The organism is Chryseobacterium metallicongregator (genome assembly GCF_031324065.1).
In the GTDB taxonomy this organism is placed as follows: domain Bacteria; phylum Bacteroidota; class Bacteroidia; order Flavobacteriales; family Weeksellaceae; genus Chryseobacterium; species Chryseobacterium metallicongregator.
Genome location: NZ_JAVIXS010000005.1, coordinates 113375 through 137630, shown reverse-complemented (window position 1 = coordinate 137630; position 24256 = coordinate 113375). Strand labels below are relative to the sequence as shown.

Annotated in this window: 25 protein-coding genes; 7 read left to right on the top strand and 18 right to left on the bottom strand. The window is 36.2% G+C overall.

Annotation, left to right across the window (positions count from 1 at the left end; genetic code table 11):
• The first annotated feature begins 24 nt into the window (after positions 1–24).
• The 5 genes from REB14_RS08425 to REB14_RS08405 all read left to right on the top strand — a co-directional run bounded on the left by REB14_RS08425 (position 25) and on the right by REB14_RS08405 (position 2949).
• Positions 25–981, top strand: coding sequence for a YiiG family protein (locus tag REB14_RS08425; protein WP_309521949.1), 957 nt, complete (start codon positions 25–27; stop codon positions 979–981).
• A gap of 26 nt (positions 982–1007) precedes the next feature.
• Complete coding sequence (locus REB14_RS08420; RefSeq protein ID WP_158521346.1) at positions 1008–1184, top strand: DUF6903 family protein; 177 nt, start codon at positions 1008–1010, stop codon at positions 1182–1184.
• Between the two features lie 98 nt (positions 1185–1282).
• A complete protein-coding gene (locus REB14_RS08415; RefSeq protein WP_079240606.1) occupies positions 1283–1816 on the top strand; it encodes a DUF4303 domain-containing protein in 534 nt (177 codons plus the stop codon).
• A 157-nt stretch (positions 1817–1973) separates the two neighbouring features.
• Complete coding sequence (locus REB14_RS08410) at positions 1974–2453, top strand: hypothetical protein (protein WP_309521948.1); 480 nt, start codon at positions 1974–1976, stop codon at positions 2451–2453.
• On the top strand, positions 2431–2949 hold the full coding sequence (locus REB14_RS08405; protein WP_309521947.1) for a hypothetical protein: 519 nt from the start codon (positions 2431–2433) through the stop codon (positions 2947–2949). The genes REB14_RS08410 and REB14_RS08405 overlap by 23 nt, the downstream gene beginning before the upstream one ends.
• Positions 2950–3088: 139 nt before the next feature.
• On the opposite strand, the gene REB14_RS08400 is transcribed toward REB14_RS08405, so the two are convergent.
• The 3 genes from REB14_RS08400 to REB14_RS08390 form a co-directional block, all read right to left on the bottom strand.
• The gene (locus tag REB14_RS08400) at positions 3089–4033 is read right to left on the bottom strand and encodes a transketolase family protein (protein WP_309521946.1); all 945 of its coding nucleotides are present in this window, start codon (positions 4031–4033) and stop codon (positions 3089–3091) included.
• 30 nt (positions 4034–4063) lie between these two features.
• A complete protein-coding gene (locus REB14_RS08395; RefSeq protein ID WP_262487988.1) occupies positions 4064–4948 on the bottom strand; it encodes a transketolase in 885 nt (294 codons plus the stop codon).
• 77 nt (positions 4949–5025) lie between these two features.
• Complete coding sequence (locus REB14_RS08390) at positions 5026–5496, bottom strand: hypothetical protein (protein WP_309521945.1); 471 nt, start codon at positions 5494–5496, stop codon at positions 5026–5028.
• A gap of 384 nt (positions 5497–5880) precedes the next feature.
• Here REB14_RS08390 and REB14_RS08385 point away from each other — a divergent pair, with 384 nt between their 5' ends.
• Positions 5881–8115, top strand: coding sequence for a reprolysin-like metallopeptidase (locus REB14_RS08385; RefSeq protein ID WP_309521944.1), 2235 nt, complete (start codon positions 5881–5883; stop codon positions 8113–8115).
• 63 nt (positions 8116–8178) lie between these two features.
• Here REB14_RS08385 and REB14_RS08380 read toward each other — a convergent pair whose 3' ends face one another.
• From REB14_RS08380 to REB14_RS08315, 14 genes are all read right to left on the bottom strand, one after another.
• A complete protein-coding gene (locus REB14_RS08380; protein ID WP_309521943.1) occupies positions 8179–9738 on the bottom strand; it encodes a sodium:solute symporter in 1560 nt (519 codons plus the stop codon).
• Positions 9739–9923: 185 nt separating this feature from the next.
• Positions 9924–10211: a GNAT family N-acetyltransferase gene (locus REB14_RS08375; RefSeq protein WP_171006298.1), complete on the bottom strand. Its 288-nt coding sequence runs from the start codon at positions 10209–10211 to the stop codon at positions 9924–9926.
• A gap of 1 nt (position 10212) precedes the next feature.
• Positions 10213–10608 (bottom strand): OsmC family protein, encoded by a 396-nt coding sequence (locus tag REB14_RS08370; protein ID WP_034697005.1) that lies wholly within the window; start codon positions 10606–10608, stop codon positions 10213–10215.
• Positions 10608–10826 (bottom strand): (4Fe-4S)-binding protein, encoded by a 219-nt coding sequence (locus tag REB14_RS08365; RefSeq protein WP_034697006.1) that lies wholly within the window; start codon positions 10824–10826, stop codon positions 10608–10610. The genes REB14_RS08370 and REB14_RS08365 overlap by 1 nt, the downstream gene beginning before the upstream one ends.
• Position 10827: 1 nt before the next feature.
• Positions 10828–11406, bottom strand: a complete 579-nt coding sequence (locus REB14_RS08360) for a TMEM175 family protein (RefSeq protein ID WP_034697007.1) — start codon at positions 11404–11406, stop codon at positions 10828–10830.
• On the bottom strand, positions 11407–11937 hold the full coding sequence (locus REB14_RS08355; RefSeq protein ID WP_079240613.1) for an NADPH-dependent FMN reductase: 531 nt from the start codon (positions 11935–11937) through the stop codon (positions 11407–11409). It abuts the gene before it with no gap.
• 22 nt (positions 11938–11959) lie between these two features.
• Positions 11960–12859, bottom strand: a complete 900-nt coding sequence (locus REB14_RS08350; protein WP_079240614.1) for a pirin family protein — start codon at positions 12857–12859, stop codon at positions 11960–11962.
• Positions 12860–12917: 58 nt separating this feature from the next.
• Positions 12918–13229 carry a GNAT family N-acetyltransferase gene (locus tag REB14_RS08345; protein ID WP_079240615.1) on the bottom strand — a complete coding sequence of 104 codons (312 nt, stop codon included), beginning with the start codon at positions 13227–13229 and terminating at the stop codon, positions 12918–12920.
• Between the two features lie 153 nt (positions 13230–13382).
• On the bottom strand, positions 13383–14258 hold the full coding sequence (locus REB14_RS08340) for a pirin family protein (protein ID WP_309521942.1): 876 nt from the start codon (positions 14256–14258) through the stop codon (positions 13383–13385).
• A gap of 101 nt (positions 14259–14359) precedes the next feature.
• Positions 14360–15763, bottom strand: a complete 1404-nt coding sequence (locus tag REB14_RS08335) for an MFS transporter (protein ID WP_079240617.1) — start codon at positions 15761–15763, stop codon at positions 14360–14362.
• 139 nt (positions 15764–15902) lie between these two features.
• Complete coding sequence (locus REB14_RS08330) at positions 15903–16745, bottom strand: hypothetical protein (protein WP_034697012.1); 843 nt, start codon at positions 16743–16745, stop codon at positions 15903–15905.
• 389 nt (positions 16746–17134) lie between these two features.
• The gene (gene asnB / locus REB14_RS08325) at positions 17135–18802 is read right to left on the bottom strand and encodes an asparagine synthase B (RefSeq protein ID WP_079240618.1); all 1668 of its coding nucleotides are present in this window, start codon (positions 18800–18802) and stop codon (positions 17135–17137) included.
• Positions 18803–19122: 320 nt separating this feature from the next.
• The gene (locus REB14_RS08320; protein ID WP_309521941.1) at positions 19123–20790 is read right to left on the bottom strand and encodes a GLPGLI family protein; all 1668 of its coding nucleotides are present in this window, start codon (positions 20788–20790) and stop codon (positions 19123–19125) included.
• Between the two features lie 190 nt (positions 20791–20980).
• Complete coding sequence (locus REB14_RS08315; protein ID WP_079240620.1) at positions 20981–22186, bottom strand: RsmB/NOP family class I SAM-dependent RNA methyltransferase; 1206 nt, start codon at positions 22184–22186, stop codon at positions 20981–20983.
• A gap of 464 nt (positions 22187–22650) precedes the next feature.
• Between REB14_RS08315 and REB14_RS08310 the strand changes: the two genes are divergently transcribed.
• The gene (locus REB14_RS08310) at positions 22651–22995 is read left to right on the top strand and encodes a zinc ribbon domain-containing protein YjdM (protein WP_034697018.1); all 345 of its coding nucleotides are present in this window, start codon (positions 22651–22653) and stop codon (positions 22993–22995) included.
• Positions 22996–23297: 302 nt separating this feature from the next.
• Here REB14_RS08310 and REB14_RS08305 read toward each other — a convergent pair whose 3' ends face one another.
• Complete coding sequence (locus REB14_RS08305; protein WP_079240621.1) at positions 23298–24233, bottom strand: sulfate/molybdate ABC transporter ATP-binding protein; 936 nt, start codon at positions 24231–24233, stop codon at positions 23298–23300.
• Positions 24234–24256: the final 23 nt, after the last annotated feature.

Below are 24256 nucleotides of genomic sequence, written 5' to 3'. Positions count from 1 at the left end.
ACCTATCACAATTAATATAGAATTATGAAAAGATCATTCGTTATCATTGGAGTAATTTTTCTGAGCCTTTCTGCAATATCGTGTGATAAATTGGAGAAAATTAAAGAAAAGCTTTCACAGAATACTGCTCCTAAGCAGGTAAATCCTTTCAGTGTCAATTCAGGAGATCCCAATAGAGATATTATTTCTTTTAACAATAAAATCGTAAAAATGGATGATGCCCATTCAGATTTTATCAAAAACTTCCAGAATTCACTGATTCAGATGGAAGAGTATGTAAAGAATGTAACTGCTAATCCGCAGTTTTCAGGAATCACACCTATTTTCACACCTACAATTATGATGCATGCCCATCAGGAATTGAAAGCTCCTGATGTATTGGGAAAAGATTTTCAGACACTTGTTGATACAATGAAGGATACAATGACTCAATTGGAAACTTTAAAGAAAGAACTAGAAAGCTATAAAGAAGCAGAAGACTGGAAGGATGATCAAGGTAAAAAAGTAACTGAGATGAGTGAAAAAGCTAAAAAGCTAATGCAGGAAAACCGTACTGCTGCCACGGATTTGTTTGCAAAACTTTCTCCCAGAGCAGATAAGGCGGAAATAGAAATCCTTAAAGATCATCCGCTTAAAACACAGATCCTCCAATCCAGAGAAACGATGGAACTGGCTCAGAAGATCATAGATGACTCTTATGATGTAACGGATATCAATGTCTATAAAAATAAATTTTCCCAACAGTATCTGCAGATGGAAAAATTATACAACAGAAATATCAGCGAAAGTATTCCATTATCGGAAAAACAGAAGGAAAGCAGTTATCAGGCATTCAATAATTCTGTTAACGATTTTCTTGGTAAAATGAGAATTGTACAAAGGAGTCTGAATGAAAATAATCAGGAACTGAACAGAGATCTTGATGACCTGGAAAGAGAAGCAGGCTACATCCTTGATCGTTATAACAGTTTTGTAGACTGATTTACCAATAACTAAAACCTGATAGTATGAAAAAAATACTAGGAATTATTTTGATAATAATAGGCTTTTGCCTGGTAGTTGTGATTAAAATAGGACCATCCAGAGAAACTTCCTGGCTGTTTAAATATGGAGAGCTGATTCCTATGCTCGCTGGAGCAGCGATTTTGATTCCCGGATTAATCCTCTATAATAAAAACAGATAGCTATAATCATGAAATTGAACAGCCTTTGTAAGAATATAAGGTGCTGATTTGACAGGATAAAGGTATTTTTACCGCCCATTTTAAAAAAGAAAAGAAGTATGGATTTTGAAATTTTGAAACAGCAGATAGAAGACGCTGCTAAGAAAGCTTTTTTAGAAGTGTATGAAAAGCATGGTGCAGAAGGAATTTACAGCTTTGCACTGTACAGCGATGAGGGAGCAATGACCGTATGTCCTGCAGCCAATACATTGAAAGTAATGGAAAATGCAGAGGAGGAAGATGCTCTTTATTATAAATATGAACCGGCAGAATGGACCTATGAAATGGAAGGAGCCGATAAAGAATTTGATAGCATCTGTACTCAGTTGAGGGCAGAGCTTAGTAAACATGATGACGATGATCAATGGTTTGAGCGTTTTCAGATCAAATTATATTCAACCTGCATTGAAGTACTGGAGAAACTTAAAAATGAGAACTTTTTCACAAAGATTACAGGCAAAGATGTTTTCCTGATTTTCACGGTTTCAGATTATGAGTTTGAACAAAAAGACCTGAAGAATCTTATCATTAGACTGAATGATAATGAATACAAAAATGAATATCTGGACTGGATGGCTACCTGGGGCAATTAAAAGAATGAGGAATTAAAAAAACACTTTAAATATATACGTATGAAGTCCGATAAAATAATTGTCTCAGAAGCCTCTTATACATTACAATCTATATAAAAGCTTTTTAAAGCATTAGACTCAACTCCCAACTAAAATACAAAGAACAATTACATTCATTATGAACAACTATCAATTTTATAAACAAGAAGGAAATCAATACATTTTTAAAAACCAGCCGGTGTTTATTGCGGTGCTCTGCATTATTTTTCTGGTCATTGCAGGGTTAATTTTTAACAGTGTAAGAACCGGTAGCTATATTATTATGGCAGTAGTAGCACTTATTGTAGTCAACTTCTTTACCAAGAAATTTATCATCGATATGGATCGTAAAACGATTACCGGGAAACATACGATTTTTGTTCCGGCAAGAACATATCCTATTGAGAATTTCAGAAATTTTCATGTGGTAGCAACAAAATATATGGGTTTTATTACCACCAATGTAATGCTTTCTGTTTATTTTGAAGTAGATGGTAAAGAAAAACAGCTTACAATAGGCCAGGCGCTTACCCAGAAAGGAATACAGAAAATGGTCAATGAAACAGAGGATATTTTGAACATTAATCATCCTGAAAATGAACATCAGAGACCGCTATAAGTTTGAAGAAAACGGAAGTGAAATCAGCTTTATGCCCAATTACAGTTTCATTCGCACTTTGGTTTGGTGGCTGGCATTGGGAGTCATTGCACTTCCTGTGATCATCTATTATTTTATGGATAAAATGTCCGGAGATCAGTTCAAAATTGCCATGGGATTATGGGTTGTTTATATGATCTACTTCCTGTTTGACCTCTTTTTCAGAATTCCTGTGAAATATATTTTTGATAAATCGGAAAAGTGTATTTACAGAAAACTGTTACTTTCCAAAAAGCTCATGAATTTTGATGAAATGACCTATTTTGTGAATGATGAAAGAGGTGGATATTATTATTCCATCGGTAAAAAGAGAAATCAGTTTGTAAAAAACTACAGAATCAGTAATTATTTTTCAGGTTCAAAAGCTTCCGAGAGAAGACAGGACGAGTATATAAAAGAAATTTTATGTCCTGTTCTCATTGCAGTAGGAATTCCCTTGAGTCAGGAAGAACAATAATAAGCAGGGTAAAAACTAATACGATGAAGAATGAAGGTGTAACCATTCCTCTCTTTTTGACGGGGTGGTTTATACACAATAAAAAAACCCGGCGGTTTCGAAGAAACCGCCGGGTTTTGTCTATATAAAACAGCTTATATTAAGCTAAAATTCTCTTCACAGCTTCTTTTACTGCAGCAGCATCAATTTTATACTTCTTCATAAGCTCTGCTGGTGTTGCAGACTCTCCGAAAGTGTCGTTTACCGCCACAAATTCCTGTCTTGTAGGTCTTTTTCTTGCAAGCATTCCTGCAACAGATTCTCCTAAACCTCCAAGGTAGTTGTGCTCTTCAGCCGTTACAATCTTACCTGTTTTTTCAACAGATTTTAAAATGATCTCTTCATCAAGAGGCTTGATCGTGTGAATGTTGATAACTTCACAAGAAATACCTTCTTTCTCAAGCTCATCAGCAGCTACAAGAGATTCCCAAACAAGGTGTCCTGTTGCAACAATTGTTACATCAGTACCTTCCTGAAGCATAATTCCTTTTCCGATTTCGAAAGGCATATCTTCCGGAATGAAAACAGGAACTACTGGTCTTCCGAATCTTAAATATACAGGACCTTCAAAATCTGCAATCGCTAAGGTAGCAGCTTTTGTCTGGTTGTAGTCACAAGTGTTGATCACGGTCATTCCAGGAAGCATTTTCATCATCCCGATATCTTCAAGAACCTGGTGAGTAGCTCCATCCTCTCCTAAAGTAATACCTGCGTGAGATGCACAGATTTTTACATTTTTGTTAGAATAAGCGATAGACTGACGGATCTGGTCATATACTCTTGAAGTAGAGAAGTTAGCGAAAGTTCCTGTAAAAGGAATTTTTCCTGTAATACTAAGACCAGCTGCAATTCCCATCATGTTTGCTTCTGCAATACCAATCTGAAAGAATCTTTCAGGAGCTTTCTCAATGAATTTCTCCATCTTCAAAGAACCGATAAGGTCTGCGCAAAGTGCTACTACATTAGGATTTTTGTCAGCCAGTTCAGCTAATCCTGCTCCGAATCCTGAACGCGTGTCCTTTTTTTCTGTATATGTATATTTCATTTTTATTTTATTAATCGAGATGTTAAGATATTAGTAGTCAGCCGGAGCTTCTAGGTATAATTGCTTGATTGCTGTTTCCAACTGCTCATTATTAGGAGCTTTACCATGCCAAGCATGAGATCCCATCATATAATCAACACCGTAACCCATTTCTGTATGAAGAAGAATTGCTACCGGTTTTCCTTTTCCAGTTTCTGTTTTTGCTTTCTCAAGGATTGCAATCACAGCTTCAAGATCATTACCATTTTTTTCTTCCAAAACAATCCATCCGAATGCTTCCAATTTAGCATGAAGATTTCCTAAACTTAATACATCATCTGTATCACCATCAATTTGACGACCATTATAGTCGATAGTAGAGATGATATTATCTACTTTTTTGGCAGCTGCATACATCAATGCTTCCCAGATTTGACCTTCCTGAAGCTCACCGTCTCCGTGAAGAGAGTAAACAAGAGATTGATCACCATCCAATTTTTTACCCTGAGCTACTCCAAGCGCTACAGAAAGTCCTTGTCCAAGAGAACCTGAAGCAATTCTGATTCCTGGTAGTCCTTCATGAGTAGTAGGGTGTCCCTGTAATCTTGAATCTAATTTTCTGAAAGTTTTAAGTTCTTCTACAGGGAAGAAACCAAATCTTGCTAAAGTAGAGTAGAATACCGGAGAAATGTGCCCGTTTGATAGATAAAAATGATCTTCATTTTTGCCTTCCATTGTGAAAGGAAGTTTATAGTTCATTACCTTTCCATAAAGTGCTGTAAAGAACTCTGTACAACCTAAGCTACCACCTGGGTGTCCTGAATTTACAGCGTGAACCATTCTTAAAATGTCTCTTCTGATCTGCGTAGTAAGAGTTTTTAACTCTTCGATACTTTTACTCATTATATCTGATTTATTTGCATGCGAATTTACAATTTTTTACCGGCTTATGGAAATGCAAAAATCCGGATATGAAAACCCGGATTTTGACTGAATTGAATATTTTTCTGCTTTTAACAGCCTTCATTGAGATAAACTGAGATTTCTGTCACGATATTATTAACAAATTTAAAGCTTAGTAGTGTTCCTGCCTGACTGTCTTCAATATTAAAATAACCGGAATCTTTAATCGGTTTACCATTGGAATCCCAATCCGGGCGTACACTGAAATTGGCGTAACTTCTATAAGCATTAATCAGATCATCTCTGGTACTTCCTACCCCGATTCCGCTTTTCGTTTTAAATTTTTTACTCGAGGTTGTCATAAAGGTAATGGAAGGAACACTAGGATTAGCTTCATTGATGTAATTGTCAAAAAGATCAATCTGGATCGTCTCCCCATTATACTTCACCCTATTTTTTTTCTCTCCATTTGAGTTGACCAATTTTGTTCCTGCAATTTTTTCTGCTTCAACCTTGGGCATAAAGACTTTAAACGGTCCAATTCTTAAGGTTGATACTTCAAAATTTTCCTGAGCATTCATAAAGTTAAACGTCAATAGAAATGTAAAAATCGCGATAATTTTTTTCGTAGTTTTTTAATTTTTGTTTTTTTTATTTCGATGATTTTAAAAATTAATTTATATCATTCGTGTCAAAGATAATTAAAATACAAAAGTCTATAAAATCAGTTATTTATACAAATAGAAAAAAATGAAAAATATTTATTAACGGTAATGCTTTGTGGTAGCTGGATCATTGGTTTTTTGCTATTAAATATCGCTCTTTTTTGAATTTTAGTTTGTGATAATTAGATTAATTTAACTAATTTTATAATTCAAATAATCTTGAATTATAAACCTTTAACTAATTATTCTTTGGTTTTTAGTCTGAATGTTTGAGTTGATAAAAATTACATACCATTATATATGAAAATTAAACAATTATTTTATCTGGGGATATTTGTGATATCCGTTTCCTCAGGGAAAGCCCAGGATTTTTTTACTGTAATCAGTGAAAGGTCTATCAAAGCAGATCCTAAAAACAGAACAGTGCAGCCGGAAAAGTCATTGACTTATACACTGGATGTAGCGGGAATGAAAAGCTATTTTAATTCAGTTCCTGAACTAAAAGACAATGACCGTAAAGACAATGCTCCAATCATTGTATTGCCAATGCCTGACGGTACGAAAGCAAAATTCAGAATCTGGAAATCTTCAGTGATGGCTCCCGAATTAGCCAGCAAGTTTCCTCAGATTGTCACTTTTACAGGACAGGGAATTGACGACAAATATGCAACCCTAAAACTTGATTTTACAGAACTAGGATTCCATGCACAGATAAAATCTTTGGTAGCAGGTGATTCTTATATTGATCCTTATGCAAAACAGGATGTCAACAATTATATCATTTATAAAAAAAGTGATTTGATTGATAAAAATCCAAAATCCTGCGGAGTGAAGGATGAAGAAGATTCTTCACTAGCAAAAAAAAACGCTCAAAAAACCACAGCTCCAAGCGTAGGAACTCAAATTAGAGTTTTCAGATTTGCAGTGGCTTGTACCCATCAGTATGCAATTGCTGCAACCGGTTCAGCAACACCTACAGTGGCACAGACACTTTCAGCTATTGTAACCTCTGTAAACAGAGTAAATGGGGTATATGAACAGGAAGTTGCTTCAAGATTGGTATTAGTAGGTACTGAAACCAATGTGATCTTTACAAGTGCCGCTACAGATCCTTTTACAGGAAATGACAGTGCCGGAACATTAATTAACGAAAGCCAGACTCAGATTGACTTACTGATAGGAAATGCCAATTATGATATCGGACATACCTTCAGTACCGGAGGCGGTGGATTAGCCGGATTAGGGGTAATCTGTAACAACTCCAATAAAGGAAGAGGAATTACCGGTTCATCTAACCCTGTAGGAGATCCATATGATATTGATTATGTTGCCCATGAAGTTGGACACCAATTTGGAGGCCCGCATACTTTTAATGCAACAACAGGAAGCTGTAGTGGTAACCGTAGTGCAACCAACGCTGTAGAACCAGGCAGTGGAATTACGATTATGGCGTATGCAGGAATTTGTGGAAGTGTAAATAACTTAGCAGCTAACAGTATTCCAACTTTCCATACCAAATCCTACCAGTCTATCACCACAAAAGTTCAGTCAACAACTTGTCAGGTTACTCTTCCAACCAATAATTTCGCTCCTACTGTAAATGCAGGAGGTGATTATACCATCCCTAAGAGTACTCCGTTCAGATTAGAAGGATCTGCTACAGATTTAGATAACAATCCTCTTACTTACAGCTGGGAACAGAATGATGTAGGCCCGGCAAGTGACTGGAATGCACCTACAGGCAATGCTGCTATTTTCAGATCCTATGTGCCGGTAACTGTTCCTTACAGATATTTTCCGAAACTTACTGATGTAATCAACGGTACGGTTTCTAAAGGAGAAGTTAGACCAGCTTATGCAAGAACAATGGAGTTCAGGCTGACGGTAAGAGATAATAATGCGGGTTGTGCGGGGGTAGCCAATGATGATGCAATCATTACCGTTGATGGAAATTCAGGACCTTTTAACGTAACTGCACCTACTACAGCGGTAAACTGGGCTGGTAATTCTACTCAAACAATCACATGGGATGTAGCTAATACTACTGCATTCCCGGTGAATGCTGCTACTGTAAATATTTACCTTTCCACGGACGGCGGGCTTACTTATCCTACGTTGATCCTGGCATCCACTCCGAATGATGGTTCTGAAGCTGTTACCATTCCTAACGTCAATACGACACAGGCAAGAATTATGGTCGCTGCAGAAACAAATGTTTTCTACAACATTAATCCAATCAACTTTACGATTACCCAGACATTGGGAGTGAATGAGATTGCGGCCAATAAAGATGTGTTTGTAGTGTATCCTAATCCAAGCAAAGGACTTCTGAATGTGAAATTTACCAATTCAAATGAAGTGTATGATATTACAGTATATGATGTAAGCGGTAAATTAGTGTTCACTCAGGTCAATAATAAACTGAATCATGATAAAACAGGTACTTTTGACTTGTCTCACCTGGCTACAGGAGATTATCTGATTAAAGTTAAATCTAAGAATACGGAGAAAACCATCAAATGGGTTAAAGAATAATTACTTCATTCCATTGATTAAAAAAAGGCTGTCTTCATTTCGAGGACAGCCTTTTTTATATGATTAAACAACTCTTAAATGTTGTTTGTTTTTTACCAACCACAGACCAATGAAAGTAAGTAATCCGTTTAAAACAATTAGTTCTACACCAATTTTATAATCCGTATAAGTTGTAACTGCCGTATTAATGAAATAAGTCAATACCGGTGCTAAAAGGGTAACTGTAAGAATTGAGTATTTTCTGGAGATCTGGAATTTGGTAAAAATGCCAAAAGCAAAAAGTCCCAGAAGCGGTCCGTAAGTATATCCTGCAATTTCCATGATCAGATAAACGATGGATTTATCATTCAATGCTTTGAAAACCATAATCAGGACGAAGAAAACTACCGTGAAAATCAAATGTACTTTCATACGAAGGCGTTTCTTTTCTTTTTCAGTTTTGGTTTTGTCTTCGTTAAGGTTTAGTAAATCTACACAATATGAACTTGTTACAGCTGTTAAAGCACCATCAGCAGAAGGGAATAAGGCTGAAATTAATCCAATAATGAAAATAACAGAAATAGCCATTGGGAAATATCCCTGAAGTGATAATGCAGGGAAAAGATCATCTCCCATGACATTTTTAATATTTCCTGAAGCATCTTTAAATCCGAAAATATTGGTAACCGTTTCAGCGTTCAGTGTTCCATATTCTGCTCCGTGTTGCAATGCAAAAAGATATAATAATCCTCCCAGGAACAAAAATGCAAGGTTCACAATAAGAAGTGTTCCTGCAAAGGTTAACATGTTTTTCTTTGAATTTTTAAGATTATCTACAGAGATATTTTTCTGCATCATTTCCTGATCCAATCCTGTCATAGCAATGGTGATGAAAATTCCGCCCAGAATCGTTTTCAGGAAAAAGGTTTTGGAATTCGGATCAAAATTTATGAAATGAGTATAGTTTTTCTGTTCAAGAATTGTATAAGCTTCACCAAAAGATAAATTCAGGTTGGATAAGATATAAACAATACAAGCTACAAGACTGATAATCATAAAAGATGTCTGCAGTGTATCTGTAATAACAATGGTTTTTACACCTCCTTCAAAAGTGTACAGAAGTACCATTAATAAAAGAACAAGAGATGTTACCCAAAACGGAACTCCCAATCCTTCAAGTAAAAATATCTGTAAAACATTCACTACCAGGTATAATCTTGCGGTAGCTCCAATGGCTCTTGAAATAATAAAAAAGATCGAACCGATTTTATGTGCTTCCACATTGAATCTTTTCCCCAGATAGGTATAAATAGAAGTCAGATTCATCTTATAATAGAGCGGGAGCAATATTGCAGCAACAATAAAATATCCGATGAAGAACCCGATCACCATCATGTAGTATTCAAAACCTCCGTAAATATATTCGGAACCGGTCATTTTCCCTACAGTTCCCGGAACTGAAATAAAAGTAACCCCGCTTAAGCTGGTTCCTATCATTCCGAATGCTACGAGCCACCATTTACTCTTTTTGTTACCAATAAAAAATGACTGGTTATCAGAATTCCGGCTGGTAAAATAAGAAATTACCAAAAGGCTGATAAAATAGACGAAAACAAATAACAAAAGGATAGTTCCTGGATTCATTCTTGATTTTTAAATTTTAGCAAATATATAAAAAAGATCAGTCGTGAATCATGAATTTGAATCCCTGTTGGTTTCAAAATAAATTGTGATGGTTAATTTACTTGTAAGCAATGATTTCCTTTAAAAATAAAAACCTTCCAGAGATTGCTCTGAAAGGTTTGTATGGTAAGGGAGTTATACCGTGATTAATTCACCAAAACATCCTGAAGTTCTTCACTTTTCTGAAAACTTGCTTTAGCGAAAGGGCAGAGGGGAATAATCTTCTTATCATTTTTTCTGGCAAAATCTACGGCTGCCAGAAGCATTTCCTTGCCTACACCTTTTCCGTTGTAAGCTTCTTCCACCTCAGTGTGGTCAATAATAAATCTTTCTTCTCCGGCCCAGGTATACGTCATCATTCCTGCGCGTCTTCCATCTATGAAAGCTTCAAAACTTCCGTGTTTTTCGTCGTTGTTTTGTTTTACTTCGATCATGTTATGAGAATTTAGTTAGTATTTCTATGTCGTTGGTTAATATTTTATGAACTGGGCATGCATCCGCAATGGTGTGCAGTCTTTTTCGCTGCTCATCATCCAGAATACCTTCAAAGCTGATGTCTCTTTTGAAAACTGCTCTTTTTGTTAATGGAAAATTTTCAAGCTCTACTTCTACATTGATGTTTTCCACATCCCATTCCTTTCTTTCAATATACATTCTCAATGTAGCTGCTGTACAGCTTGCCAGTGATGTGGCCAGAATTTCCATAGGATTAAGGCCTTTATTCTGTCCGCCTTTATCAATCGGTTCATCCGTAATGATTGTATTTTCGCCGGCTGTTACTTCTGTATAATATTTTGTTTTTCCTAAACTTGCTTTTACCGTTACCGCCATTATTTTGCTGTATTGAATTTATAACTTAATGCACCTGATGGGCATAGATCTATCTGATTTTTAAGTTCTTCAGGACTTGCGTTTTCTGCTTTTATCCAAGGTCTTTCTTTAGGGTTATAGACTTTTGGAAGTGTTTTTACACATACAGCCGAGTGGATACACTTTTGAGGCTGCCAGATGACGGTGATGTTACCGTTGGGATATTCGTGTGTTTCCATATCAATTTTCTTTTAATGTTTTTTCGATTCTTCTGTCCGGAATCAGCCATATAAGAGCCACGATATAATAAAAACCTATGGCAATATAAGGATAAAAAAATGAAGTAGCGATTCCCAGGACATAAAATACAATAGAGATATATTCTTTATATTTCGAATGAATAGCTTCCTTTAGCTTTGAATCTTCTCCTTCGCACCTGATAATCAAATGTTCCAGAATGGTGTAAGCAATAGCTGACATAATGAGCCCAATACCATAGACTGCAACAGGATTTTTTGCAAAATTCGTAGTTCCGATCCATTCTGTGGCAACAGGCATCAGAGAAAGCCAGAACAGCAGGTGAAGATTAGCCCAAAGAATGCTACCATTTACTTTCTTTACCGTCTGAAATAAATGATGATGATTGTTCCAATAGATTCCTACATAAATAAAACTGAAAATATAAGCCAGAAACTTAGGAAGAAGAGGTTTGACACTGGCCCAGCTATTCCCTTCAGGTACTTTCAGTTCAAGTACCATAATCGTGATAATAATAGCAAGGACACCATCACTGAATGCCTCCAGTCTTCCTTTATTCATTTACTTTACCTGATTTTTAAAGTTTTGTATCTTCCCTTTAAGATCATTCAGCATATCCGGATTGATAACACCGCTTTCCATATCAAAATTTTCATAAAACTTTGGGAGTGAAAAAGTATCCTTGATATCTGCTGCAAACTGAGGAAAAAAAGTTTTTGCTGTATTCATTACATTTCCGCCTCCGTAACCTCCGGGAGAGGTGCTCATTAAAAGCATGGGTTTATTCTGAAATACTTTTACATTAATTCTTGAAGACCAGTCAAAAACATTTTTAAAGGCTGAACTGTAAGAACGGTTGTGTTCTGCAAGAGAGCAGATGATCACATCACATTCCTCAATCACTTTTAAAAACTGATGCGCTTCATCCGGAAACCCTTTCTTTTCGAGATCCACAGAAAAAACGGGCATCGTGAAATCGTTGAGGTCTATCAGATTGATTTCTTCGTCCTGAAAATCTTTCAGAACAAATTTTACCAGTTCTCTGTTGATGGAGGTGGAAGACGTACTTCCTGCAAATGCTAATATTTTCATGGCTGATAAATCTGGTGTGAAGTTATTTTCTGTTTAAAATAGCCTTAGGCAGCGGAACGTATTCCTTTTCATCGCCAGGAACCAAAGGGAATGCTTCGTGATTCTGGTCATTCCAGTTTACCTTTGCCTGATCGATTAATTCTTTATCAGAGTTAACAAAATTCCAGAATATAAAACGTTCTTCATCGAATGGCTCGCCACCGAAAAGATAAACTGTTCCGTTTTCACTCATCTCAAATTCGCAAAGCTTGGTATCTTTAGCAATCATCAGCTGTTTTGAACCATAAGAGTTTCCGTCTGTGGTTACCGTTCCATCCAGAACATACATGGCTGCTTCTCCATAAAGATCTTTCCCGATGCTAATTTTCTTTGCTTCTTTTGTTTTGATCTCAATGAAAAATAATTTGCTGTGTACCGGAACTGCTGACGTTCTTCCGAATGCTTCACCGGCAATTAATTTATACTGAATACCATCTTTTTCCCAAACCGGAATATCATCCGCTTCAATATGATGAAAAGTAGGCTCAGACTGCTCGAGGTGTTTTGGAAGCCCTACCCAGATCTGAAATCCGTGAAGTCTTTTATCACTGTGTCTTAAATATTCAGGTGTTCTTTCAGAATGTACAACTCCTTTTCCGGCAGTCATCCAGTTGACAGCACCTGGTTTTATTTCGATAGCGCTTCCGATACTGTCTCTGTGGAAAATAGAACCTTCCAACAGGTAAGTTAATGTAGATAAGCCGATATGCGGATGTGGCGGAACATCAAGATTCTGATAATCTTTTAATTCTGAAGGTCCCATGTGGTCAATAAAAACAAAAGGGCCAACGGCTCTTTTTTCACGGAAAGGAAGGAGTCTTCCTACCAGAAAATTTCCGATATCTGCTGCTTTTTCTTCAATAATAAGTCCAATATTTGACATGATGATGTGATACTTTTTAAAATGTTATTTAAATAAATTGATGAGTACTGATGAAGGTTTAAAGTTTGTCATAACCTTCAAATCTCTCATCTACGATACGTTTCCATTCAGGATGTTTCTTAATAAAAGCGAAAACATAAGGACAGAAAGGAAGAAGTTTTTTTCCGCTTTCTTCAATAAAATTCAATGTCTTCTCTACTACCGCAGCCGCTGCGCCAGTTCCGGCTAATTCCGGTTCTGCTTCAGTATGGATCAAAGAAATCTGATGCATGGTTTCACGGTAATCAATAAATGCAAAATGTCCGTTGAATTCTATTTCAAACCTTTTTTCGGCTTTTACAAGAGTTATATTTTCAAATTCTGGTTTCATAATATTTGTACTAAGGGAATCACATTTCCTATAAATGCAGGAAATTGTGTGTTAAGACAATTAAACCTTATAGGTTTTAAAACCTATAAGGTTTGCCATTATATAAAGTTAATAAAAAAGGAATAATCAAAGATTAAGATAAATTTAAATCTTTTAATCTTCCAGATATCCGAATTTTCCGGTATTATAATCCTCGAAAGCCTGCATGATTTCTTCTCTGGAATTCATCACAAAAGGTCCGTGAGGATAAATAGGTTCGTTGATAGGCTCGCCACTGATAATTAAAATAACTGCATCTTCTTTTGTTTCGATGGTGAATGTTTCACCTTCATTTTTAAATAATACAAAATGATCTGATTTAGCGGTTTCTTCTCCATTAATGATTATACTTCCTTCAATCACCAAAGCAGCCGTATTGAAATGAGCGGGGAAATTAAATTCTGCTTTTCCTCCAGCTTTAAGTTTGGCATTCATCATATGAACCGGAGTGAAAGTACTGGCAGGTCCTTTGTGACCATCATATTCTCCGGCAATTACTTCTATAAAACCATTTTCACCCAGATCCACTCGTTCCATTTTGGAATTTTCTATAGCCTGGTATTTTGGGCAGCTCATTTTATCCTTCGCAGGGAGATTTACCCAAAGCTGAACCATCTGAAAGATTCCTCCTTTTTTTGCCCATTCGGTTTCATGGTATTCTTTATGAAGAACTCCTTTAGCAGCAGTCATCCACTGAACATCACCTTCTCCGATCACACCGCCACCGCCAGCGCTGTCATGGTGCTCTACTTTTCCGCTATATGCTATGGTTACTGTTTCAAAACCTCTGTGCGGATGTACACCAACCCCTCTTGGGGTATCTGATCCGTTGAAATGAAATTTTGAATTGTAATCCAGCATAATGAACGGATCCATTCTTTTCATATCCAATCCAGGTACTCCCGGAATGAAATTGTGAACCCTGAATCCATCACCTACAAAGTGCGCAGGTTTTGGAGATACTACGATTTCTATTTTTTTGGTTGCCATCACATTGTTGATTTATGTAAACAAAATTACCATTGTTATATGCGAAAAGCATTGATCTGTGTTAAGTTCGTAGGAAGGGGTGAAGCTGTGATCAGATCTATTTAATCTTCCTTCGACTTCATATTCTTTCCATCCGAAATATGCAGTCTTCTAAACACGAATCCGGATAAAATTGTTAATATTCCTACGGTGAGAAAGGTTAATCGAAAAGCATTGTGGATTTCTCCTTTAATAAGATCTGTATTTTCAAATAGCTTTAACACAATAAGTCCGAAGGCAATTCCGAAACCGATGGCCAATTGTTGATTAACGGAGATTAATGAGTTTCCGCTGCTGGTCTGGAAATTTCGAAGATCAGCGATTGAAATCGTGTTCATGGACGTGAATTGTATAGAGTTGAAAAAACCTAATACAGCGATGATGGGAACAAACCAATAGAGAGAAGTGTGAATGTTAGGTATGGCAAGAAGGCATATTAATGTTCCGATGATGAATGTGTTCACCATTAAAGTCTGACGATAACCATACTTATCTAAAATTTTAATGACAGAGGATTTCCCGAAGATAGCCGTTAAAGCCATAGGAGCAATGATCCATCCTGAAGTGACTGCAGATTGTTTGTAGGCGATCTGAATCATCAATGGAAGCAATAACGGAACGGAGCTGATTCCTAATCTGGTAGCTAGATTTCCTACAATACCTACCCTGAAAGTTCTTACCTGAAACAAGTTTAAAGGAAAAATAGGATGTCCTCCCTTTTTTGCATGTTTGTAATAATAATAAAGGAATAAGAAACCAAGGATAAAGACTACAAGGACCGGCGTAATATTCTGCATATCTCCGAAAAGTTCCAGGGAAACGGAAAGTAGGAGTGAGGCCGCTGCAAAGATCAGGAAACCTTTTAAATCAAAATCAACATCATCGGATTTATAATCGGGCATGAATTTTAATCCTAAAAGAATTCCCAGCACTCCAATCGGAATATTGATAAGGAATATCCAGTGCCATGAAAGATAATCTACCATATAACCTCCTACCAATGGACCGAGTACAGGTCCGATAAGAGCAGGAATGATGGCAAAGTTCATTGCTTTGAGCAGTTCACTTTTATCAAATGTTTTGATAAGTGCCAGTTTTCCGACAGGGGTCATCAAGCTTCCTCCAACTCCCTGGACGACTCTCGAAATAACGAGATGGGTAAGATTTTGAGACATAGAACAAAACAGTGAGCCTAAGCTGAATAGCACTAATGAAAAAATAAATACTTTTTTTGTCCCAAACCGGTCTGCCAGAAATCCACTGGCAGGCATAAAAACCGCTAACGTCAGAACATAACTGATGATGGCATTCTGCATATTAAGCGGAGACTCTTTCAGATCTTTTGCAATAGAGGGCAGGGAAGTGTTCAGAATGGTAGAATCCAGCATCTGCATGAAAATAGCAGTGGCCAGAATTAAGGGAAGGATTTTCTTTATGGATGTCTTTTGTGGGTTTGCTTCTGTCATTTTGTATAGGCTGGACATAGAAAACATCCAGGCTTATTTTTATTTGAAGAACTTGCTTGCTTTAAGCGGTCTGATCCTTAGATCATGAAATCCATATAAAATTAAAAAAGTCCTGCGAGATTTCACAGGACTTTTTGATTTATTTTCTAGGTTTTTCTACTCCTTTCCATTCATCACCAGCTTTTCTATACTGGCTTAAGGTGAAAGTTTTGAAATCCTTTGTTTTATATTCGATATTATCGGTATTCTGCTCGAACGGCATGATGTAGTAGTATTCAATGTCCGTTTTATCAGATTTGTTTCCTTTTTTTACAGAAGGAACATATTTTGAGAATTTATAGCTTGGAAGATATTGTTTCAATCTTGTGTAGAAAGCTTTGTCTTCTTTTTCGCTAGGGATGATATCTACAATATTCAGATCATCTTTTTTCTTGTCAATCCAAAGATAATAGGTTTTTTCTTCTCCTATATTTCTGTTGAATGAGTTGAAAGCAAATAATTCTTTTGGTACAAGTTCCTTGATTTTCTCCGGATCTACTTTAGTATAATACTGACCTTTTGAAGGATCTACATACGTTTCAAGGTTATACATTAAAACAGAATTGTTCTCGAATTTTTTATTTTTAAAATATTGATTTAATGATAATTCTGCAGTTGCTCTCAGTTCTTTACCTCTTGCGTCCAGTTTTTTTGTCGGATTTTGTGGGTTTACATATTTTACAAATTCATATAAAACAACAGGTTTAATGTCTTTAAGGTGAGGATAAGTTTTCAGTTGCTCTGCCTTTACAAGCCAATAGAATTGTTGATAATAGTCATCCTTATCTTGGTCTTTCACACTCTTATAAGCCAAAGCAAGCTTCTTTGAATTCAGATATTTGCCATATTTTCCTTGTCCAAAAGCAAAACTTATGGCTAATAAGGCAAATAAAACAGTAAGGTTTCTTCTCATTTTTTTATAATTGATATTTTCGTTTTCCAAATATAATTATTTATTAGATATTATTTTGGATTGTGAGTTAAATTATGCCATATTGTTATTGTTAATTCAAGAAAAAATCCTGTATTGCTACAGGATTGATAAATTATAACTGAGAGAGTTATATGTTTGAATGAAAAAAATATATATTTCAATTAGTGAATTATTAAATAAACGCTATGGTCGCAAGGTTATATTCATTTTGTATACTTCGTTCGCGAGAGCACTTCGTTCAGCTATGATATCGTTTGTCTGTTGCTGAGTGAAACGCCATTGCGATCGTTTTTAAATATTAGAAATATCTTAGTGTACTCCGCGCTAAAATATCCCGAAACCCGAAACAGATTCACTAGCGCAGCGGATTGACGATTGACAATTCATCAAATACCTCTCTAATACGAAGTCTCATGTACTTTCACGGCTCTTCCGCTTGGATCATTCATTTTTTTAAATGCTTCATCCCATTCCAGAGCAATAGGAGTGGAGCAGGCAACAGATGGAACCGATGGAACGGTAGCTGCTGCAGTTTCACTTGGGAAATGTTCTTCAAAAATAGTTCTGTATCGGTATTCTTCTTTGTTCTGTGGAGTGTTTAGCGGGAATCTGAATCTTGCATTCGTCATCATTTCATCCGTAACTTCTTTTTCAGCCACTTCTTTTAAAGTATCGATCCATGAATAGCCTACACCATCCGAGAACTGTTCTTTTTGTCTCCAGACAATAGAATCTGGAAGCAAGTCTTCAAAAGCTTTTCTCAATACCCATTTTTCAATTTTCCCTTCAGCAGTGTTGATCATTTTATCCTGAGGGTTAATGGTCATGGCAATATCCATGAATTCTTTATCAAGGAAAGGAACTCTTCCTTCAATTCCCCAGCTCATCAGTGCCTTGTTGGCTCTTAAACAGTCATAAAGGTGAAGTTTGCCCAGTTTTCTTACAGTTTCATCGTGGAATTCTTTTGCGTTAGGAGCTTTATGGAAGTATAAGTAACCACCGAACAATTCATCGGAACCTTCTCCTGAAAGAACCATTTTAATCCCCATAGATTTGATAACTCTAGCCAAAAGATACATCGGAGTGGATGCTCTGATAGTGGTTACATCATAGGTTTCAAGGTGATAAATGACGTCACGTACAGCATCTAGTCCTTCCTGAACGGTAAAGTTAACTTCATGGTGAACAGATCCGATGTGCTCTGCTGCCTTTTGTGCAGCTGCAAGATCAGGAGAACCCACAAGTCCTACTGCAAAACTATGAAGTCTCGGATACCATGCTTCCTGCGTGTCGCCACTTTCAATTCTCTGGCGGGCAAATTTTGCAGTGATTGCTGAAATAACAGATGAATCTAATCCTCCTGAAAGAAGAACACCATAAGGAACATCGCTCATCAGTTGTCTGTGGACAGCATCTTCGAGACCTTTTCTCAGTTTTGAGATATCGGTTTCATTTTCCTTTACATGATCAAAGCTGTCCCATTCTCTTGTGTACCATTGCTGAAGTTCTGTTCCGTCCGGACTGTACATCAAATGTCCTGGTAAGAAGGTTTCTATTTTTTTACAGATTCCTTCGAGAGCTTTTAATTCTGACGCAACATAGTAGTTTCCGTTTTTATCCCAACCCTGATAAAGTGGGCAGATTCCCATATGATCGCGGGCAATAAGATAAATGTCGTTTTCTGTGTCGTATAATGCGAATGCAAAAATTCCGTTAAGTTTCTCTACGAAATCTTTTCCGTATTTTCTGTAAAGGGCAAGGATCACCTCACAGTCGGACTGAGTCTGAAACTCATAATCCGGAAATTCTTCTTTAAGTTCTCTATGATTATAGATTTCTCCGTTCACCGCTAATACTACTTTTCCATCTTTAGTAAATAGAGGCTGTTTTCCAGAAGTAGGATCTACAATGGCAAGTCTTTCGTGAGAAAAAATTACTTTCTCGTCCTGAAAAACTCCGCTCCAATCCGGTCCTCTGTGACGGATTTTTTTTGACATTTCCAATACCTGAGGTCTTAATACTTCAGTTTTTTGCTTGGCGTCGAATAAACATACAATTCCACACATGATTTTTATTATTTATGGAACAAAAGTAGAAGGGATGTTTATAAATAACAATAAAAAATATTTAAAAACGAAAATTTTTAATTAATTAATGTTTTAAAGTTGAAAATTTTAACTATTTCTTGAAATTGACATGTTTTTGATTAATTTTTTTCGTTGAGCCGAAATTGATGTGATTTCCATACGAAATAAAAATGACATATTTATTAATCTATGGTAATTAATTATATGAATTTTACCCCTTACTTTGTGGCTCGAAATAATTTTTTTTCATCATTTGTGTTTTTACCTTCTTGCAATTCTCATGCAAGAAGGTTTTGTTTTTATTGTACTCCCAGTAACGTTCCTGAAACATTCCATGAGCTGAAACTTGTTCCTTCTGTAGGTCCCTGCGGAATTTTTACCTGTATAGTGTGTTTACCTGCTTTCAAATCTCCCAGAGGGATAAAATTAGGATTGGTAACCGTTCCCGGACACCAGTTTGATCTGCTGAGGTCTGAGGATGAAAGCCCGTCCTGGAAATTTCCGGAAGCCGGATTGTATAAACGATACGAGCCGCAATCTGTTCTCCATGGAATAAATGAAAATACAGCATTTCCATCCATGAATATAGAATTGGCTTTTGGAACGAATTCATCGCCATTTTCCCAACCGCCGTGTCCTGTTGTGGTATATCTTAGCTGTGCATTTTTCAGATCTTTATCCAAAGTAAAAGAAACAAGAAGGCCTTTATCCTGATTGAACATGGTAGAGTAGTCCTGTCCTGCCATTTCCATAATATTTAAAGTATTAAACAAAGGAATAGCTGTATTGTTCTTATTTACGGTCTGATCACTGCTATGAATTGTAATATCAAGGCTTACTTTATGACCTCCTTTATCATAATTGCCGATAAAGGTACCTACCCAAAGTTCTTTTCCTGATAAAGCAGGTTTCAATTCTGTGATATCCTGTCGGTAAGGGCTGATGGTCTGCCAGTCTTTTCCTTTAAGCTGGATATGATTGAATTTCTGGATGCCAAAAGCAGTAAAGAATCTCATCATTTCCATAGCAGGGCTATAATTGTCGGTAGTGGTTACTCCGTAATATTGCTTTCCATTTCCGTTTTCGTAGAGAGGAAGTGTTTTTGCTCCCTTTTCCAGGCCGTCAAAAAAAGATTTTTCTTTGTCCTGCGGAATGAAAAATACAGTTCCGGTTCTGTCATAAGCATCTCCGTTAGACTGTTGTTTCAGTTCTACAAAAATATTTTCTCCTTCTGTAATGGCAGGGAATTTTATTTTTTTAAGAATGATGGTTCCGTTGGCGTATCTCTTGATCTGGTCATCAGATTTTGAAGCGTCAGAGAAGTTGATGGTTTCATTTTCAAAAATATTCAGTGTGGTAAACCTGCTTTTCCAAAGCAGATCTTTATATCCCAGCTGATCGGTTGTCTGTATGTTTCCTTTTACAATGCTTTCAATCCCGGTATTTTTGATTTTTTTGATTGATCCGGCTGTAACTAAAGAATTTTTGTTTCTTTCTACTTCCAGAACTAATCCTAAATTCTGTCCTAAAACAGAAGGCCCCCCTTTAAGTTTTAAATCATTGGTGTACCAGACTTCAATGGTATTTGAATTGACCTTTGTAACCGCTTTTTTACAGTTATATCCTAAGATCTTTTTTGTTTCATTGGTAAGTTCAAAATTCTGTTTTCCAACAGACTCTGTATCTGATGCTGAAATAATGGCTTCCGGTTTTAAAAATGCATAAGAAACAATCGTATTAGACGGCTTTTCTACCTTAGTAATCTCATAAGGATAACTGCTTTTTTGTTCTTTGATGGTACTGTTAAGAATGAAATTTTCCTTCTCATTGACCCAAACGATGATAGGAGGCTGATCCGTTGATACCTTTCCGTTATAAGAACTGGTGTACTGAATTTCATACGTCTGTGCAGAAAACAGACAGTATACGAAAACAGCCACAAAATTGAAAACGATTCTTGTATGCATAAATAATTGAGTTTGTTGCAAAAGTATTCCAAACTTTCTACAGCATCAAACCGGTTTTAATCTATACAGTTAGTAGACAATGGGATTGAAATGTTACAAAAATTGTTACATTTTTTTCTGGTAGGTTTTAAAACAAAAAAAACTACTCCGGAAAATAGAGTAGTTTAATGTATTGTTTGTTGGATTTGGATTAAGAAACTCTCTCAATCAAAGCCATATAGAATCCGTCATACCCTTCGCTAGGCATTACTTTTTCATCTTTAATCATCTTGAATCCAGGATTGTTTTTGATGAACTCATCTACCTGAAGGTTGTTTTCAGATGGAAGGATAGAACAGGTAGCATATACCATTTTTCCTCCTTTTTTAAGCATTTTAGAATAGTCCTGAAGAATTTGTTGTTGTTCCTTTTTAATTCTGTCTATAAAGTCCTGATCAATTTTCCACTTACTGTCCGGGTTTCTTTTCAAAACTCCAAGACCTGAACATGGTGCATCAATCAGAAGTCTGTCAGCTTTTTCATGAAGACGTTTGATCACTTTGTTGTCAGAGATCATACGGGTTTCAATATTGTGCGCTCCCGCTCTTTTGGCACGACGCTTCAGCTCGGCAAGCTTCCATTCGAAGATATCTAATGCTACAATCTGACCTTTGTTTTTCATTAATGCAGCCAGGTGAAGTGTTTTTCCACCAGCACCAGCACATGCATCTACTACTCTTTGTCCTTCTTTTACGTCAAGGAAATACCCGATTTTCTGAGAAGAAGCATCCTGAACTTCAAATAATCCTTCTTTGAAAGCCGTGGTAAGGAAAACATTTTTCTTTTCTTCCAGCTGAACAGCATCAGGATAATTTTTAATAGGGTAAGAAACAACACCCTCATCAGAAAGGTCGGAAATAAGTTCTTTCGTTGTTGTTCTTAAAGAGTTTGCTCTTAAAACTGTAGGAGCCTGCTCATTCAAAGCAGCCATTTCTTTTTCCCAATTGGCACCTATTTCTTTTTCAAGAGTTTCAGCCAGCCATTCAGGAATAGAGTGTTCTATTGCTTTTGTAGGAACAGTGTTCTTTTTAAGTTTGGTAAGAATATCGGCGATTTTGATTCCGTCAAATTCTTCGAATTTTTTATAATTGGTTTTACTCCAAAGTAAATACGCAATAATCAATTTGTAGATATTGTTGGGTTTCACACCTTCACCCATATAGTATTCAAGGCGTTTTTTCCAACGGATAATATTGTAAAAAATTTCAGAAACAACGGCTCTGTCCTGGCTTCCCCATTTTCTGTTTGCTTTCAAAAGTCTTTCGATAACTTTATCGGCATATTTGTTTTTCTCAAAAAATGTCTCCTGTAAGGCATCGTGAATTCCGATTGCCAAGTTTCTGTGAATAAGTTCCATAAATTTGCTTCGCTGTTTGAATCTGCAAAAATACGACTTTTAATTGAGAGTTGAAGATTGAGTTGATAGGTTTGGGAATTGGAGGAGTTCAGAGTGGGGAAGTAATGCGATCTGATCTAATATTATTGATGTAAAGTCAATCTCTTTATTGATTTTTTAAGTGGTAGAAATACATTTTAATGCTGAATTTGTAAAGATTTTCCGAATATTTATATTTTTTATTTGTTGACAATAGCCTTTCACTTTAAAAACAAATACACCTATGTTTTTGCTTAATGAAAAATATTTGCTGACAAAATATACACTGTTCATTACTATACCTTATTTTCTTTGTAGCAAGTTTATTTAATTTGCACTAATTCACTATGTCGTGTTATATTAATATGCGCTTATTATCTACTATACTGAACTTTATCTCTTGACTTCAACCTCTAAAAATTTCTACCTTTGCAAAAAATAAGAATATGAGTGATACAATACTTTGTCCAAAATGCAGCTCCGAGTTTACCTATCCGAGCGATAATATGATGGTATGTTCCCAATGTTTCTATGAATGGGATCCGGCAGAAGTAGCTGCTGAAGCTGCCAATGAAGGAAAAATTCTGGACTCCAACGGAAATGAACTTCAGGATGGAGATTCTGTAGTGGTAGTAAAAGATCTTCCGGTAAAAGGAGCACCAAAACCGGTAAAAGCAGGGACTAAAGTGAAAAATATTCGTCTGAGACCAGGAAGTGATCACAACATTGACTGTAAAATTGATGGTTTTGGAGCAATGGCTCTTAAATCAGAATTTGTAAAGAAAGCGTAAGAAAACTCCGTTTTTTTATGCCTAAAAATAAGAAAAGGAAAAAATTGGACAGTGTAATCTTTCGAAAGACTTAATTGCAAGATTGCTAATGTCCGTCTGGAAGGCAGAAAGAGAATTAACCAAAAATTTCCTTATACTTTAGAAATACAAATGTAAGAAAAAGTTTCATATACAGATTCTTATGTTTGTATTTTTTTTGTTGATAAGTGTAAGTAAATGTATAAGTTATGCAACGAATATTGAAAGTTTAAACGGGCTCATAGGGAAAGGTCTGTTTCACTTTTAGGGTTAAGAGTTTTCGCTTAAATAAACGAAACATTTATGGTTCCTGAAATTTTCTCATCCGTATACACAACAAGTTCCTTTTCTTTTGCTCTTAATTTATTCCAGTAATAATTTCCTGCAAATCTGCTTTCAAGAACTTCGGCTTCGAGACCGGTTTCTGTAATTTTGATTTCTTTAGGATAATAAGAGAACTTTTGAAGCTGGAAATCTTCCGCTTCAGCCTCACTGAAAATATTCACTTCTCCAAATAATTTAGCAACATAAGAGTTGTAAGGATTTCTATAGGTTTCTTCCGGGCTGTCATTTTGAATCAGTCTTCCGTCCTGCAGAATAACAATCTGATCCAGCCATGGCATGATGTCCTGAAGTTCATGAGTGGAAATAATCAGAGAAACGCCATGTTGTTTTACATATCTGAAAAGCCTTTCCCTCAGTTCAATTTTTCTCGGAAAATCCAGATTACTGAATGGTTCATCTAAAATAAGAAGCTTGGGAAGTACAGATAATGCTCTGGCAATAGCGACTCTTTGCTGTTGTCCACCGCTTAGGTATTTTGGAAGTACATTCGCAAATTCCTGAAGCCCTACCACCTCAAGAAGCTCTGTTACGGTTTCTTTTTTTTGTTTTAAATTGATATTAGAAATAAATTTTCCTACGTTTTCAGCAACGGTAGCATAGGGCATAAGATCAAAATTCTGTGCTACAAATTTCATTTCAGCTTCTCCCGGAACAAGATTTCCTTTCGGTCCCAAAAGCTTTGTTCCGTTAAAAATAATCTCTCCGCTTTCCCAATCCAAAAGACCATAAATAAGGTTAAGGAGAGTAGATTTTCCACATCCGCTTTCACCGGCAAGAGCTATAATTCTGTTTTCTTCAAACCTTAGGTTAAGGTTCTGAAACAGGGGATTTTCTTTGTTGTGAGAGAAAAATAAATTGTTTATTTCTAATAGCATATTACAAATGTAAGGTTTTTATG